Origin of the sequence: Pseudoalteromonas sp. Of7M-16, from assembly GCF_022347805.1 — a bacterium.
GTDB lineage: Bacteria > Pseudomonadota > Gammaproteobacteria > Enterobacterales > Alteromonadaceae > Pseudoalteromonas > Pseudoalteromonas luteoviolacea_F.
The window spans coordinates 74,681-89,932 of the sequence record NZ_JAKRFY010000012.1; the positions used below are offsets into that span (position 1 = coordinate 74,681).

A 15,252-nucleotide genomic window follows, 5' to 3' on the forward strand; every position below is an offset into this window, starting at 1 on the left:
GAAATCCTCATCAGGAAAGGGAAATGAAATAAGGACCGAATCGTTCCTATCAACCAAAAGTTGCTTCCTCGACTCAAACAGTACCATGAGCACAGGAGTAGAAAGCTGAAGCCCTCTCAATGGTTCTTTACAAGCGTGAGATCTGGTAAACAACTCACTCAGAAGAACATAGCGACCATTTGTCAAAAAATCAGGTGTGCGGCATGAGTGTATTTTTCTCCGCACATGCTGAGACACACATTTGCTCGTATGGCAATTGATGCAAAGGTGAACTTGTTTGCAATTAAAGAGGTCATGTGACATGCAGACATTAGCACCACTCAGAGGTATTTATCGATTTCAAAAGAGACACTGAAAAGACAAATTTCTGATGTGAACTTTTTTATTTGACATTAAAAGAATTATCAATAAGATGCTTTGGCCTTATGGTTGTTGGATGAAAATTCAATAATTACAAATTTTACTAAAATTTGCGTAAATTAAGTTGTGAGGTGAAGAGTAAGCAGTAGCTTATTATTCCCTTATCTAAGCCAAAGAACATCTAAGCTATAAGAGCTTAAATGCTCTTATAGTTCTGTCGCGGAGTGGAGAAGTGGTATCTCGTCGGGCTCATAATTAAAACCCTGCCGAAACCATTTTTATCAGCAGCGATAGAATTAGCTATTTCTAGCTTAAAAGTACGTGAAAATTAATTGAAATTTGTATCCGATGACAAAAAGGTAACACCTGAAAGTCATCGTTTTTTTACGTTTTAATTTATTTTTTATGTTTCAAATTGAAGAATTACATAACAAGTTTTGCAGGTACTGAGAAATATTTAATTGATATTCACCAAGAACGGTTCAAGCGTTCAAACACAATTTTGTACTGGTCAGAAAATACAAATCAATTGAAAGAATTCATGAGCTGGACAAAGCATATATCGAATCCTTTATCATTCACGCAAAGATTGACAGAGAGTGGTCTCCTAAAACCATAAAAAACAGCCTCTGTTATCTCAGCTTGTTTTTGAAACGGTGTGTGAATGAAGGCTATATTGATGAAAATCCGACTCAGAAAATTGCTCGCCCGAAAGTTCCCAGGAAAGAGCTAAGAGGCCTATCAGCAGAAGAGGCTACCAGCCTCATTGAATACGCTAAAAATTTGCCAACATCATATTCTTATTACAGAGATAGGTGAGTCGCTATTATTGCAGTCTTTCTCTATACCTGAATTCGTTTCAGTGAGCTGATAAACATCAAAGTCTCAGATATGGATATTGAACATCGAGTGCTGCACATCAAAAACTGAAAATGAAGTAAGGATAGGCTCATCCCTATGCCTTGAGCTTTAGTTGATATCTTAAAAGGCTACATAGCTCAGCGAAATAGACTGAAGAAAAAGTGCATCTACTTTTTTACTTCGAGTAAATATGACACTCAGTTGAGCTATGACGTACTCAGACGTTACATTTCCACACTCAGAGAATATAGCGGTATATATTTTTACGCCCACAAGCTTCGTCGTACCTTTGCTACGTTGATGCTTGAGGGAGGTTGTGACTTGTACGCATTGGCTAAAATGATGTGACACAGTGATATAAGTACGACAGAAAGATACTTAAGTGCAACCGTCTATCACTTACAAAGGCAAGTGAATAAGCATCCGCTGAATTTCTAGGGAGTATTTTGTCAGGTGACTTACATTTGAGGCAGACATCAACTTCATTTAGTTTTTTTGGAAATGGAGAGGGTTTCTACCTTGAAAATAAAAGGTAAGACTACATATATATTTGGAGCATGATGTACATGGTATTTTTAACGCAGCAAGGAGAATGAGAATGACGATTTCTGTAGAGTGCCCAAATCAGGACTGTAGTACTCCCTATTCAGTTGGTACAGAGGACTTTGAGAGCGAATCTGAAAGTTCTGGGAGCCATACCACTCAATATCTATACAGAGGTACAGCGGTTTGTCCTGATTGTGAGAGAGAAGTAGACGTAGAGGTTATTTCAGACATTTTAGACGACACTGGTGAAGTTTTATCACAGGACGTTAGTGTTTCTTAATTTTTTATAGCTTCCATGGCTATTACTCAATCGACAAATAGCATGGAAGCTAAAACATAAATATACGGGGCCGTCAGTCTATGAGTTTATCTTGCCCACAATAAATCCTACTTAATAGTGTTGATATAAGGGGGGTTGCAAAGTTGCTACCCCTTATTACTTCCCGTTATCATACCAATATTTCTAAAGCTAGGGTGTTAGCTTCTAGAATGAGTTGTTCAAACTGCGTCTTATCATCTGTTGAATGAAGCTTTTCAGAAATATTTGCAAGCAGAATTGATTTTTTACAATTTTTGTCAAAGCTAGGTAAATCAAGATGTTTAAAGATATTACTAACTTGAATGCTGATTGTATGACTTTCTATATAGTGCCTAACTAGGCTACAGTTTAATAGGCCACAAATGTAGTGCGCAGATTGTTTATCATAACAATCTACAAAGTAAACCTTATGGTCGGGAACATAAGGTCTCTTACCAATGAGTGGTACTGTTTGATGATCGCAAACAGCTGCTTTGAAACTACCACTTTGCTCCGCCCACATTACTTTATATGGAGAAAAAGAGTATGCCCCAACATTATATATGTGGAAGAATTCATACTTGCTTAGCCTCGCCTTGTAAGTGGAGCGATCAAGCAACAAATCTCTGTAATCGGAAAGATAGCTGTAAGTTTTAGGTAAGTCATTCTCAAGTACATCTTCAGCTTCCAATAGAAACTTCTTCGTAATTCCCAGGTTGGGAACTATATGGAACAGCGAGTGTTTGGGTTTAAACTTAAACTCAGAAAAGTCAGCTGCTCCTTTCACCATAGGGTAAAGAGTATCAGGCTCTATCCAAAACCTCTTTGCGACACCGATATCTTTTTTACCTGCCTGGGGCCTGGTTTCTATCTGAACTAAACCTCTTTTTTCGTCCACATCTAGAATTTCAACCATGTAGATGCCATTGAGGTCTGCGGTAACCCCCTTTCTACCACTTACCCATTCGGATTTCCCTCTGATAACGGTTGTTTTTTCAAACTCACCTATATTCATAATCGCCCAGGGTGAGCGGGAATCAGCTACGGGGTTAGCTTCCATTGGTGTGCGTTTTATTCCTTCAAGAACTTCTTCGATTGTTGAATGTTCTTTGATTGCTTTTTTGAAGCCAGATTTAGCCTGCCAAATAGTATAAGGCACAGGGTATGGGTTGTGTGGCTCATTTACCTTTTCAAATCCTACAATAACAGTCTTGTTAGCTGCATCGGGGAAAGGTTTTAGAGCTTTCAAGTCTTCGACAAAAGTTGGTTTCAAGTATGCGGTATTACTTATTTTAAAACTCCTGAATCCCTGAGAAGAAGGCGACTGAAAATGAGTTTGAGTGATGACGAAAACAATTTTCCCACCATTGGTAAGCCACTTATCTGAAGCCGTATATGTGATCATGCCAGAAATGTCTAGTTCGTTACCGCCATGAAACTTAGTTTCAGAGAAAATTTCATAGGCTTCGCACGTTGGCTTAACTTTTTCTCTATAATCGACAGGAAGAGCAGACCATCGTACCCAGGGAGGGTTGCCAACAATTAGATCAAACTTACCAGCTGTTGCTGACCAAAAGAAGTTACGAATGATTCTGAACCAAATACCATTCCAGTTTTTTTTGTGTAATGAAAGAACTCTTTCATAAGTTTCCTTTAAAGGGGCTTCCCAATTACTCAGCTGGAGTGTGTCAGCAACTCTTTTTCTAATTAGTTTTTGTGAAACTGTTTTAAAATCAGACTCTTTTTCGATTTCACTTCCCATAAGAGAAAAAACCATATCTAACTTGGTTCGGTCAAATGCCAGTTCTGAAGGTATAGTAATTAATAGGTTTGCTGTTCGACTTCCGATCCTGTACTCAACAACATCCTCATCGCTTTTAGGATTTCTTGCTGGGGAGTAAACACTATCAGCAAGTAGGATCGGTAACTCGATGTTTTTGGCTTTACACTGAGTTACTAAATCCGAGATAGCAATTAGAAAATTTACTCTTGCAGCTTGAACTGCAAGTGGGTTTAAATCAAACCCCCAAACTGTGTTTAGTAGTGCATCTATTGTCTGTTCTGGATCGAGTCCTTTTTTGTCAGCCTCGGCTCGTTTTAATCGAATTGTCTGTAGTAAAAAAGAACCTGATCCACACGTTGGGTCCAGCACTTTTTTTTCAAGCCATGAATCTTGATTAGAACGGTTCAGTGTATCGGTTACTAACCAGTCTGGGGTATAAAATTCACCTAGGCTTTTACGAAGCACATCAGGTACTAGAGCTTGATAGAACCCCTTCAGAACATCTTTCGAACGGGCAGAAGTTAAATCGTCAAACCGGTATAGGGAGATTTGTATAAGTGCCTCTTTTAAAGCCTTTATTATTTCTTTACGATCATTTTCTTCTGTAGAGTCCAGATACCAAGAGAATATGGCTTCTTCAACAAAACCTTTAATTCCTACGGTTTCGAAATACTGACTTTTTTCGATATCGTGAGAAAGTGCTCTCAGTAAATTATCTTCTTCTAGGGATGCAAGGTTACCACAAAAGTCTTTGTATTGAGTTAAGTTCAAGTGAGATACTAGCTCAGCACCCAATAGCTTCATTATCAGAGCGTTGTATGTATGAATAATAAAAAGAAGGCCAGAGATGCTCTCACTGCCCATTTTGGGGGCACTAAAGCCTACCTGTTTAGTGATTTTAGAAACTTGGTCATTCGTTAAGCCTGACACTTGTCCAAAAAGTGATTGCCACTCTTTGAACAACATTTTTATCTTGTTGTTTCCCTTAGTTTGGAAGTGTAATGACAATTCATTGGACAAAGCGTTCATCAGCCCCACTCCCACAGTTGCATTATGACCGAAATCATCAACAAGGTTCTGGGTGGTTAATGCTCGCCTTTTATTGTATTTAAGGGCTTTCAATACCTTTGTAATTGCAATTTCAGAAACTGGCATCAAATCATGGTGAATTATTTTCCCGTTTTTCATGAAACAAAAAGCAATACTTTCACCATCTGTTGCAATGCCTGTGTACTCTTCTTCAGCTATACCTTCGGCTATTGCTCTTCTTTTTATATATTTATACAAGCGATCATAGACGGCATTCTTAAAGGCAGGTGATGTAACTTTACCTCCAAATAGACCTTTATTCTTAAGCTCAATAATGACTTGGTTGTGAAGTAGATCGTTTTTGTCTCTTTCGGCATGGAATGCGATACCGACTGCTGAAAACGTTGTAGTCCACGCTATTCTTAGCTCTTCTTCTGATGCGCATTTGTTGGTATGTTTGACCAGTTGCTCATATAATTCTGTGTACATATTCTTTGCGTTCTATACCCTGATGTATCAAATGATCCCACAATTTGTGCGATTGACAAAGTTAATTGGTATCAGCTTTCCGGTTTACCTAATCGCAAGGTGTTTTCGTGAGTTATGCTCATGCGGCTATTCTCAACACTTTCTTAGTCGTTCAGCTGGGATGCATAACGTGCCTTTTTCTTCCGTAAAGTACTGAGTATTACGAACCATCATAAACAGTTGTTATCCCTCGGCAGCGCATGGCTTTTGGCTTCGTATTGTACATTAAACTCTGACTTTCAGGTTCTTCAACAAGCCTTTCTGAAATAATAAATAATAGAATGCGGCATATCCGCAGAACCTATTACGTTTGGTGGTGAATATTTTTACATAGACTGTTGATTTTTTTATTAAAATGAGGGCTATAAATCATCTATTCTGAGGTGATATTGTGCTGAATGGAATAAAGAACAGTTCACTTTTAATCTTTAAGCATTTCCATTTACTACTTAGGTGAGGGTTAGAACTAAAGCTTCTAACATGAAAATATACATAATAAAAAGCGCCTTAAATGGCGCTTGTAAGTGACTCTTTAATTTTTTTCAGTGACTTTTCATCAACTGGTTGTGCAGAGTTTTGTTTCTCAGGTAGATCTGGAGAAGTAATCCCCATACCTACCACTCGTGAAAGCTCACATTTATTCAGTTGTCTCATTTTGTAAAAATTCCTGTTCGCGTTCTTGTGCTTTTAGAGCATAAGTGAGTATTGCACCACACATTATGATGTGAAGTAGCAAAATGATATTGTCCCTAAAATACAGTTTAAATGGGGCATTGACGATAAAGTCGTACTTATAGGATAACACTTCAATCCATGTGACGAAGTTTACAATACATGTCAAAACCATTATGAGTATTATTCCGCACTCCTGAGCTGACAAACTCTGACGTTCATAAACTATGCGAAAATATCCATTACCTGTTTTTGAGTGCAAAAACAAAGCTACTTCTCTACGGTAAACAATAGGCAAAATAAATACAAGTGCCATGAAGATATCAAAAGCATAATAGTGGGTGTTCCACTGAATCGAAATTGGTAAAATCATAAGGTCAATAATTTCAACAACAGCATAACTAATTAAAAACCATCGAGCTGTAGGTACATGCCAACTAAGTAGTAAGCCAAAAAGGATTACGCTAATTGGTGCAAATTCAAAGATAGAATATAATTCATTCATGCTCATTTGTTCCTGTGTTAGGCTTTTCATCTTTGGTTGAGGCTGTGGAAGATTTGAAATCAAATTGGACTGATAGATCCTTACCAAAAATTAAAAAAAGCTCAAAAAGTTGGGTGCAAGACATTTCTGTTTTGCCCGATTCATAATTACTAATACTTGCTTGATCAACACCTAGCTTTTTCGCTAATTGTTCTTGCGTCCATTTTCTTTCCTGTCTCATTTTTCTTACCGAACGTTGAACGTACAGCTTAAAGTTATTCGTTTTGATCCTTCTTGTACTGTTAGTCACGCATTTGTACCTTCTCCTTATCCCATAGTCAGAAGTTATCAGCACAATATTTTTGTTACAACCTTTTGTTAACGAAATTGATGGTTATTTATCATTTTATGAAAGTATTTATTAGGGGCGTGTTTTATAGAAATATATAACTGTATGAAATTATGTATTTCCCTAGTAATTAATGAGTGATGCTTAAGCTAAGAGCGAATATATTACATATGTCGGGTTGTTAATTTTATGTTTTAAAGTTGATGAAAAAGTTTATTAAAGAGTTTATGCTGATAGTAGTAGCAAGATTGCAAGTTGGTAACCAACACTTGCTCTCTTGCTTAGGGGAGTTTCCCCTAAGAACCCCAACATATTTGGATTGGAATGAAAGCTTATGGATCAAAAGCGGCGAGAGTATTTCAAAAACTACGTAGATCAAAGGAAGCGAATTAGCATCAGCCTTTGCTCTGCTGATTTTCGAAAAGTAGAATATTTAGCTGAAAAAATGGAAATGAAACCAACCTCATTTGTAGGTCATCTTGTCCAACAAAAGCTTGGAAAAAATCCTACATTAGCGCCTGAAATACACAAAGAGCTTACCGAGCTTACCTATCTCATTCGTAATATAGCTAATAATGTAAATCAAATCGCACATCGCTCAAATACGCTCAAAGTAATGGTTGATGAGAATGCTCTACTCATGGAGCTTAAGCGCCTTGAAGATGTTATTAAAGGCTACGTTGCTCAGAAAGTCGACTCATGATTATAAAATCGATGAGCCGTAAAAGTAGAAGTTTTTCACAGCTGTACCACTACATGAAGAAAGGCTCTTCACGAAGTAGCCAATATGATTTTTTCTCGCAGAATATTTATGCGCGTAAAGACAAAGATATTATCGCGGAGTTTTCTGCAAATGCTCAAATGCTAAAGGCCCGAAGAAATGGAAATTACTTGTTTCATGAAATAATTTCGATTACTAAATCATCACAGTTAACTCTTGAGCAGGAAAAGCAGAGGCTCTTTGATATTGTTCAGCGGTATGTCCAAATGCGCTGTAAGCACAATTTGGTCACTGGCTATCTGCATGATGAAAAAAGCAACAACGTGCATTTTCACTTGATGATAAGCAGTAATGAAATTGACTCGCCCACGAATCAGCGGCTCACCAAATATGAATTTGATCGAGTTAAAAAAGCGACCGAGAAATATGTGATAGAAACATATCCAGAGCTTGAGCAAGACATTCTCATTAACGCCACTCGTGAGCAAAAGAGACAAAAGCAGTCAAACAAAGCCGGTGAAGTAAAACGCAAAGGAGGGCGGCTTGAGAAGAAAGAAAAGATCACTCAATCGCTTAGAGAAATTTTTGCTCAAAGTCGCTCTATGAGTGAGTTGTTTATTAATCTCTCTGAGCAGGGTATTGAGATGTACAACCGGGGAAATGCTATTGGATTTATTACTCTGGGTGATAGCAAGAAATATCGACTCAAGACATTGGGGCTAGAGGATGCTTTTCGCCAGGTGGAAGAACTCTCTACTCGGCAGACTAACAAGCGTGCTGAGAAGCCTGCTTCCTCATCACAGCGAAGCACTGAACCTGAGCCAGTGAAGCATGATGAAGTAGAGCGCAGAAAAGCTGAAATAAAAAGCCATCGTAGCAAGAAAGCAAAGCGTGGCGATAAGCAAAACGACAACGACTTTGAACGTTAATCTTCAATAGGTGAGTATATGGATATTTTAGGTTTATTTGATGGCTTATTTAGCTTCCTTTCAGCCTCGCGTGCTGCACGAGAAATCAGTGATGATGCTCCACGAGCTGAGCCTGTATCCTCTCAAAAATCAGCGAAACAGCGGCGGGAAAAGCAGCAACAAATTTCCCTGCGGCAACAGGAAATATCTTCGCAGAGAAAGCATCAGGCCCGTGCTCGCATAGATCAAAGAGATTATTCTCGTAATCGGGAGCGCTGATAGTGTCTAAGATTATCAAAGGTACATTCTCAAGCCTATTGAGCATTGGAAGCTTTATTGCTAAAAAGAAGCTCTTGGTCCAAGACCAAGGAGCGCGTTTTGCGAGTCAGTCTGAACTGAGTTCCATGTTCTCTCGAAGTAATAAGGGAGTTCTGATCAATGGAAATGATAAAAGGCTATCGCTCAAAGATTCCTTTGAACATTTAGCCGTAATTGCGAAGCCTGGCTCAGGGAAAACAACGGCTTTTATAATTCCATCAATATTGGAGCTTGGGTCCTCGAATTGCTCAATGATAGTGAATGACCCCAGTTGTGAGGTATATCAGCTTACCAGTGGCCACTTGGCCTCAAAGGGGTTTCGCATTGTTCGGCTTTGCCCAGAAGACTTGCCGTCATCTTCATTATTTAACCCTTTTGCTGGCTTAGACGCTCGCCATACCATAGAAATTGAACAAATTTGCGCGTCCATCATCTTATCAAAGTATGGCTCTGATAAGGAGCCTGTATGGAATGAGGGAGCCATTTCGATACTGGAGGTGTTGTCTAAATGCTTAGCGTATTCTCAGCCTGAGAATCTGAATTTGGTTGAATTGCACTCTTTAGTTTTGCGCTTTGGAAGTGATGGTACTGGCCTGGATGAGTGGGTAGCAGAGAATTCAATTAATCCATTTGAACCAAATGACAGATCGCTCTGGGAATCGTGGTTGGGGCTTACCACCAGTAACGAAAAGATGCTCAGTAGCTATGTCACTATTTGTAAAACCGTGCTTAAACAACTCAATAACCAAAACATACGAGAGTTAATGCGCTCAGACACTCTAGGCCTACAAAATATCCGAAATGAAAAAACGATCATTTATCTTAATTTTTCTGAGTCTAAACAAGCCTATTATCAGTTCATTATCGATCTGTTTTACGTGCGTTTTCTATCTATTGTGATGGACCACAAACCCTCACCTAGTGAGCTCGATGTTTTTGGTTTTTTGGATGAGATGGGTAACTGCTACATCAATGATTTTAATATCAGTATCAATAATGTTCGTAAGTATCGTGTCTCACTCTCACTGGTCTTTCAGGGCATTTCACAGCTTGACGATAAGTATGGGCATGACAAAGCAAGGGCAATTAAAGCGGGTATAGGGAGCTTTCTTATATTTAGAGGTGGTGATCTAGATACGAATACCGAGTTTTCAAAAGTCATCGGTGATCGCGCACTTGCACAACGTGAGCACTTTACTGATATTCGAAAAACATACGAGCGTATGCCTTTATTAGCCTCTGAACAACTCAGGACTTTGGGGAGTAATCAAGCTGTGTTTATATCCTCCTACAAGCAGCCTACTATCGTTGATTGTATGGGTTATTTTGAGCACGGTCGATATTCTCGCCTAACGAGAAAATCACCCGCGCAAACCAGTAAAGCGTCCATTACTTTGGATTTTGATACGACTTTGAGGCTATAGATATGAATTCTGATTTGCTGGTTTTTCTCGGTATCTTTTGGTTTATTGGTCTGACTATTGGTTGGTTTTTTAGAACGGGCATTTCACTGCTTGGTCTTATTGTTCTGATCTGTTTTTTACCAGTATTTAAGGCGGTTTCAATTATTGATTGGTGGCCGTTTACCACGGCTTTTGTCGTTGGTTTGCTCATTCATATATGGAAACCACTTTACAAAAAGGTACAACAACTATGACTTCACTTCTTTTTGCAGCTGCTGGCTTTATATTAATGGGCTATTTAATCGGCAAGCTATTTGTGCGATTTAACCCTGCTTTGATCTTGATAGGTCTATTTCCGTTATTTGGGGTTTGGGTAACTATCTCAGGCTTAGAAAACAAAACATTTGCAAGTATATTTTTCATCATTGGTATGGTCCTGAATTTCAATCGCCCATTGAGCTATGTGCGTACACGTATCAGTGATGTCGCTGGAACAATACGACTTCGCAAATTAAGCAATGACTATGCGTCAAATATTGAAGCACAAAAACAGCAAGCTGAGCGCGAACTATACGAACAAAAGCGTAAGATAGAAGAAGAGATCAAGCGCCAGAAAAAAGAGGCTGAGCAGGAGCTTCAAAGGCAGCGCCAAGAAGCAGAAGAGTCCATTAAGCGCGAAGCTGAAAACCTGCGTAAAGAACGAGAGCGATATGAGCGGAAACAAAGCAACAATCAAAACCAAGCTAACTCTGAACAGTCCTCAAGTTCACAATCGAATAAACAACATTTGAACCCATTAGTGTTTGCTGATGCCTGCGAGATCTTAGGTTTGGGTCAAGGCAAAACCCTCAAAGAATACAAAGCGGCTTATTTAAAGCTTATGAAGCTGTACCACTCAGACAAACTAGCGGGGTTGAGTGACGAATTGCGAAAGCAGGAAGAAGAAAAAGCCAAGGCACTGAATGTGGCTTGGGCTACGGTGAAGAAGAAGTTGAAATAAGTACATTAATAAATAATAAAAGGACTAAACATGGCACGATGTTTTAAACAAATGTCATCGCTTTCAATCGTTATAGCTTTGATGTCAGGTTGTAGCGCAATGTATAAGGACCAACAACGAGTAGATCGCATTCATCATGAAAGTATTAGTTACACTCAGTCTATGATACGAGTCGAGCTTGCACCTAAGTACCGAAACAAAAAGAACATATATCCAGGAAGTGGCTATGGGCTTTACTTGGGGGACGAACTGCTTATGACTGCAAATGAAAACAGAGAATTTCTTTTGTCGGACAAGAAATTGAGGTGGAGGCTATATGATATATACAAGGATAAAGGAAAGCTTTGTTTTGAAATTAGGAGGGGGAAGCCGAAATATGATTTATCAATTTATTCAGAATATAACTGCTTCATCAACACAGAGCTTGAAAAGAAATTTTCAGCCGATATGGCTATCGAAGAATTAGAACAAAAAATTAGAAGACTAAAAGCTGACATTGATAGTGAAGTAGTTTTGAAAAATTCAAATTTTAATTCTAGAACACAGTCTTGTGATAAGCCATATATTAAGCCCATTAGTAGCCTTTGTGGCAGGCCTCAGCAGGAGCTCGATCGACTATATATTGACTGTTTTAGGCCTCTAGGTTCTAAAGCTTGCCGCTACTTAGTTAAGGAAAAAATAGAGAGTAAAAACTTATCAAATGATGAAAAAAGAAGACAAAAACTCGCTTCAGCTGTTTTCTGTAAAACAGTTGTTGGTGGAAAGGTTACAGGTGCAGAAATAGGTGATGAGCTAGGTGATGAGCTTACTAGTTCTGACAACATCTTCGTTCAAGGTGCAGGATATTTGCTGGAAGTTGGTTCTGCAATTGCAACAACTGCTTCTGTTTCTAGCTGTTTATCGCGGTTTGATATGCACTGCGATGCTCTAGTGAACCAAAAAAAAGAGCAAAATTATCAGCAATGCTCCACTGATTTAGTCATGTATCAAAAGAAAAAGAGCGAGCTAAAAAATCTGTTCAAGCAAGTGAATTCACTTCGCTACAGTAGAAGTCGAATTGTTAGAAATCGCGCTTTGAAAAAAAACAGCAATTTAATATTGGCATTCAATGACAGATTTTGATTAATACAAAAACAATGAGGTTGATTTTCGATGATTCATTGACCATAAATAACTTTAGAAGTTGAAAATTGACACCCATTACGATCTTGGAAGGATGTGAAAAATAATTGAAAGGATAACTGAAGATATCAAAGGGAGTCTTTTTTAGCATTTCTCTCGCACTCATGTTGCGTTTGGCTGGCCTGATTAAGAAAAAGCAAACCTTTATAAGTCCTGATAAGCAAAGATACAGTTGAACTCTTTGGTTACATGTTACTTGGTTATATCTGAAGGCTAGCAAATCAAATTAAGCTTCATACATCGATTGTGTCAACCAAATAAAATCAATGTCATTAGTTAACAAAACCCTGGCGGGTTAAATGAGCTGGAAGGCACCCAAGGCGTATATCATTGACAATTAGTTGTGCTTAATAGTTGCTTTAATAAATTCAATTATGGGTAAAAGGAAAATAGTTAACTTTTAAAATCAAAGAGGAAAGATATGGAAGCTAGTAGATTAAAAAACAACGGAGTTTCACTTGTGACTGTAGGAGGTTTTATATCTGCTACCCCTCAGTTTATAGTTGTACCTTATAGCTTATTATTCACAGCAGCCGGGCTCTCTATCGGAGTTTTGGGTGTTATTTTATGTGGGCTTTATGTCATACCGAAATATACAAATAGTGGTGTAATGATAAGGAAAGTTACGAGAAATGATCTCAGAGATGCCTATGAGTTTTGCAAACAAACATTTACAGGTAGGTTTTCTAGTTTTAATGATTCAAAGCAATGGTTTAAAAAAAATAAAAATATTTATTGGATTGTGGAATCTGAAAGGTCTTTTGGGAAGTTTAAAAAAGTAGAAATTACAGGTTTCTTTTGTATTTTACCCGTAAATAAAGAAGGTTTGAAAGAGCTCAATAACGGAAGTGCTGATGGTGCAAATTTTCGATCTGAGTTCGTTTGTAAAGAAAATGAAGAACCTTCAGCGTACTACATTGGAGCTATAGGAGCTAAAGGGAGGCTTTCGAAGTATGCCACTCTAAATTCAATGAAAACTCAGCTAGACAACTTACTAGAATCTAACCCAAAAGATGTGTACACAAAACCAACTACAATAGATGGGCTAAGGTTAGCATTGAAATATGGGTTTGAAGCTCTAGAAGTAAAAGGCGAAGAAGTATTAGACAAACTTTACGTCTTTAAAGTGAATAACACAGATTAACATGAAAGTAGTGAAGTTGATTGGCTATTTGCCACAAATTGATGAGCGTATTTATAGCAGAATAACGTTTAGGAGACGCTTAGGGGGCTCGTTGTAATAGTAGGTAGTCAAAGGGCCCAACTTAACTAAACCCGTGCTGTTAATTTTGAATAACTAATGCAAATTTCATGGTATTTGAACAGCCTAACTCGTATTGCCAGATTTGATTAGCGTGACTTAATCAAGCCTGACAATTGCTTCTGCGACAAAGGAGGTTGTTGGAAACGCTGCTATAGCTATTTTTAAGGTATTTTACATCCATTATTTGTTAATGCAGCCTCTATATTATCTATTGTTGCTCCTGGGCTAAAAGCAATATCTAGAATATCTTTAGCTCTATCTGCGATGAAGCTGTAGTTATATGTTTTGCTGTAACCTGAATAGTGACTAGAGCCATAGCCAGACCATGAACCACGGCCAAAACTATCATTATATATTCCGCTATATGAAGATGTAGAACTACCATGGTGTGTAGTCACGCTATAATTCGTATATGATTGAATTAAGCCAAGAAGAACTGTCGTTGCTATAGCTTTCCCTTGTCTTTGCCTAACACTAGCATATTGCTTTATTAGATCAGCACATATGAAGTTTTTTGTTGGAAGAAAGTCATAGGCTAAGGCCTTGTCTTGACTAACAACAGCCAACCTATAAACTCCTTTGGAATAGGATTTTAGTATTTCAAATTTAGGGACGAATTCATACTGCCACAAATATCCAGCTTCACCGACAAGGAAAAATTTATATACACCTTTTTCTATGTTTTTATACATGCCATATTGTTTATCAGGTGAATAATACAATTCATCCCAATTGTCATTAGCGCTTGTTGGCATGGAAGCTTCTTTAACTAGAGATAGTTCTTTGTTCGCATCAGAGTAGGCTATACTAACGCCATTACTTATTATTTCAGCCTCTACAGCTATTTTTAGTTCAACAGCATTGCTACCGTCTATATCAGATTTTTTAATAACCTTAGCTATGTATGTACTACCCCCATAAAGAACATCCCAATCTCTATGAGTATCTCGTGGAAGAACGCCTTCAGTTAAATCGATTTCCTTATTTTTCTCAATGTATTTTATGGTTTCGCCATAATCTATAATGTTAGCTTGAAACTCTGTATCAGAAATCATTGATACTTCTTTTCTGTCAATGAAGGTTCTTTTCTCTTTAGCTGTGTAGTTTACAATTTGGCCTTTGTTCTTATATGCAGCGTGATCAGTAACTGTATTGTCGTAAATTGACGGAGTTACAATACATCCAGATATAAATATGGAACTTAAAACCCATGAAGTCTTTATTATATTCATTCTTATCATAATTCTATGTTCGCAGAAGAGTTGCAGTGATTATGAAGTTGTAAGTAACCCTACTACTTCAATTAATTTGAACAGTGTAGTCGCCATATAAATCTCAAGCTAAAAATGCTATGCGTGCTGAATAACCCTTAAATTTATTTGTTAGTTACACTTTTACTCAAAGACTGACTTATTGTTTGAAGAACAACGATAGTATGCTGAGTACAAATATATTTTTAGGGTTTCATACCAATAAGCTTCAATTAACGAATTCATAGTATGTATGATACTTTTTTGGCATTGAAAGCATTAACAGATGGCTTTTT

Annotated in this window: 14 protein-coding genes; 9 read left to right on the forward strand and 5 right to left on the reverse strand. The window is 37.9% G+C overall.

Features of this window, described 5'->3' with window-relative positions; all coding sequences use genetic code 11:
• Positions 1-1,819: 1,819 nt before the first annotated feature.
• Positions 1,820-2,047, forward strand: coding sequence for a hypothetical protein (locus tag MHN81_RS13850; RefSeq protein WP_239425982.1), 228 nt, complete (start codon positions 1,820-1,822; stop codon positions 2,045-2,047).
• 169 nt (positions 2,048-2,216) lie between these two features.
• Here the strand turns inward: MHN81_RS13850 and MHN81_RS13855 are convergent, their stop codons facing one another.
• From MHN81_RS13855 to MHN81_RS13870, 4 genes are all read right to left on the reverse strand, one after another.
• A complete protein-coding gene (locus MHN81_RS13855; protein ID WP_239425983.1) occupies positions 2,217-5,366 on the reverse strand; it encodes an N-6 DNA methylase in 3,150 nt (1,049 codons plus the stop codon).
• 546 nt (positions 5,367-5,912) lie between these two features.
• Positions 5,913-6,059 (reverse strand): hypothetical protein, encoded by a 147-nt coding sequence (locus tag MHN81_RS13860; RefSeq protein ID WP_239425984.1) that lies wholly within the window; start codon positions 6,057-6,059, stop codon positions 5,913-5,915.
• Positions 6,043-6,582, reverse strand: coding sequence for a hypothetical protein (locus tag MHN81_RS13865; RefSeq protein ID WP_239425985.1), 540 nt, complete (start codon positions 6,580-6,582; stop codon positions 6,043-6,045). Before MHN81_RS13865 ends, MHN81_RS13860 begins: the two co-directional genes overlap by 17 nt.
• Complete coding sequence (locus tag MHN81_RS13870) at positions 6,575-6,871, reverse strand: helix-turn-helix transcriptional regulator (protein WP_239425986.1); 297 nt, start codon at positions 6,869-6,871, stop codon at positions 6,575-6,577. Before MHN81_RS13870 ends, MHN81_RS13865 begins: the two co-directional genes overlap by 8 nt.
• A gap of 373 nt (positions 6,872-7,244) precedes the next feature.
• On the opposite strand from MHN81_RS13870, the gene mobC reads away from it, so the two are divergent.
• The 8 genes from mobC (at position 7,245) to MHN81_RS13910 (ending at position 13,586) form a co-directional block, all read left to right on the forward strand.
• A complete protein-coding gene (gene mobC / locus MHN81_RS13875; protein ID WP_239425987.1) occupies positions 7,245-7,613 on the forward strand; it encodes a plasmid mobilization relaxosome protein MobC in 369 nt (122 codons plus the stop codon).
• The gene (locus tag MHN81_RS13880) at positions 7,610-8,560 is read left to right on the forward strand and encodes a hypothetical protein (protein ID WP_239425988.1); all 951 of its coding nucleotides are present in this window, start codon (positions 7,610-7,612) and stop codon (positions 8,558-8,560) included. Before mobC ends, MHN81_RS13880 begins: the two co-directional genes overlap by 4 nt.
• An 18-nt stretch (positions 8,561-8,578) precedes the next feature.
• Positions 8,579-8,818 (forward strand): hypothetical protein, encoded by a 240-nt coding sequence (locus MHN81_RS13885; RefSeq protein WP_239425989.1) that lies wholly within the window; start codon positions 8,579-8,581, stop codon positions 8,816-8,818.
• A 2-nt stretch (positions 8,819-8,820) separates the two neighbouring features.
• Positions 8,821-10,281: a type IV secretory system conjugative DNA transfer family protein gene (locus tag MHN81_RS13890; RefSeq protein ID WP_239425990.1), complete on the forward strand. Its 1,461-nt coding sequence runs from the start codon at positions 8,821-8,823 to the stop codon at positions 10,279-10,281.
• A 2-nt stretch (positions 10,282-10,283) separates the two neighbouring features.
• Complete coding sequence (locus MHN81_RS13895; RefSeq protein WP_239425991.1) at positions 10,284-10,514, forward strand: hypothetical protein; 231 nt, start codon at positions 10,284-10,286, stop codon at positions 10,512-10,514.
• A complete protein-coding gene (locus tag MHN81_RS13900) occupies positions 10,511-11,260 on the forward strand; it encodes a J domain-containing protein (protein WP_239425992.1) in 750 nt (249 codons plus the stop codon). The genes MHN81_RS13895 and MHN81_RS13900 overlap by 4 nt, the downstream gene beginning before the upstream one ends.
• A gap of 30 nt (positions 11,261-11,290) precedes the next feature.
• Positions 11,291-12,382, forward strand: a complete 1,092-nt coding sequence (locus MHN81_RS13905) for a hypothetical protein (protein ID WP_239425993.1) — start codon at positions 11,291-11,293, stop codon at positions 12,380-12,382.
• A 481-nt stretch (positions 12,383-12,863) separates the two neighbouring features.
• A complete protein-coding gene (locus MHN81_RS13910) occupies positions 12,864-13,586 on the forward strand; it encodes a hypothetical protein (protein WP_239425994.1) in 723 nt (240 codons plus the stop codon).
• A 281-nt stretch (positions 13,587-13,867) separates the two neighbouring features.
• Here the strand turns inward: MHN81_RS13910 and MHN81_RS13915 are convergent, their stop codons facing one another.
• Complete coding sequence (locus MHN81_RS13915) at positions 13,868-14,938, reverse strand: hypothetical protein (RefSeq protein ID WP_239425995.1); 1,071 nt, start codon at positions 14,936-14,938, stop codon at positions 13,868-13,870.
• Between the last annotated feature and the right edge of the window lie 314 nt (positions 14,939-15,252).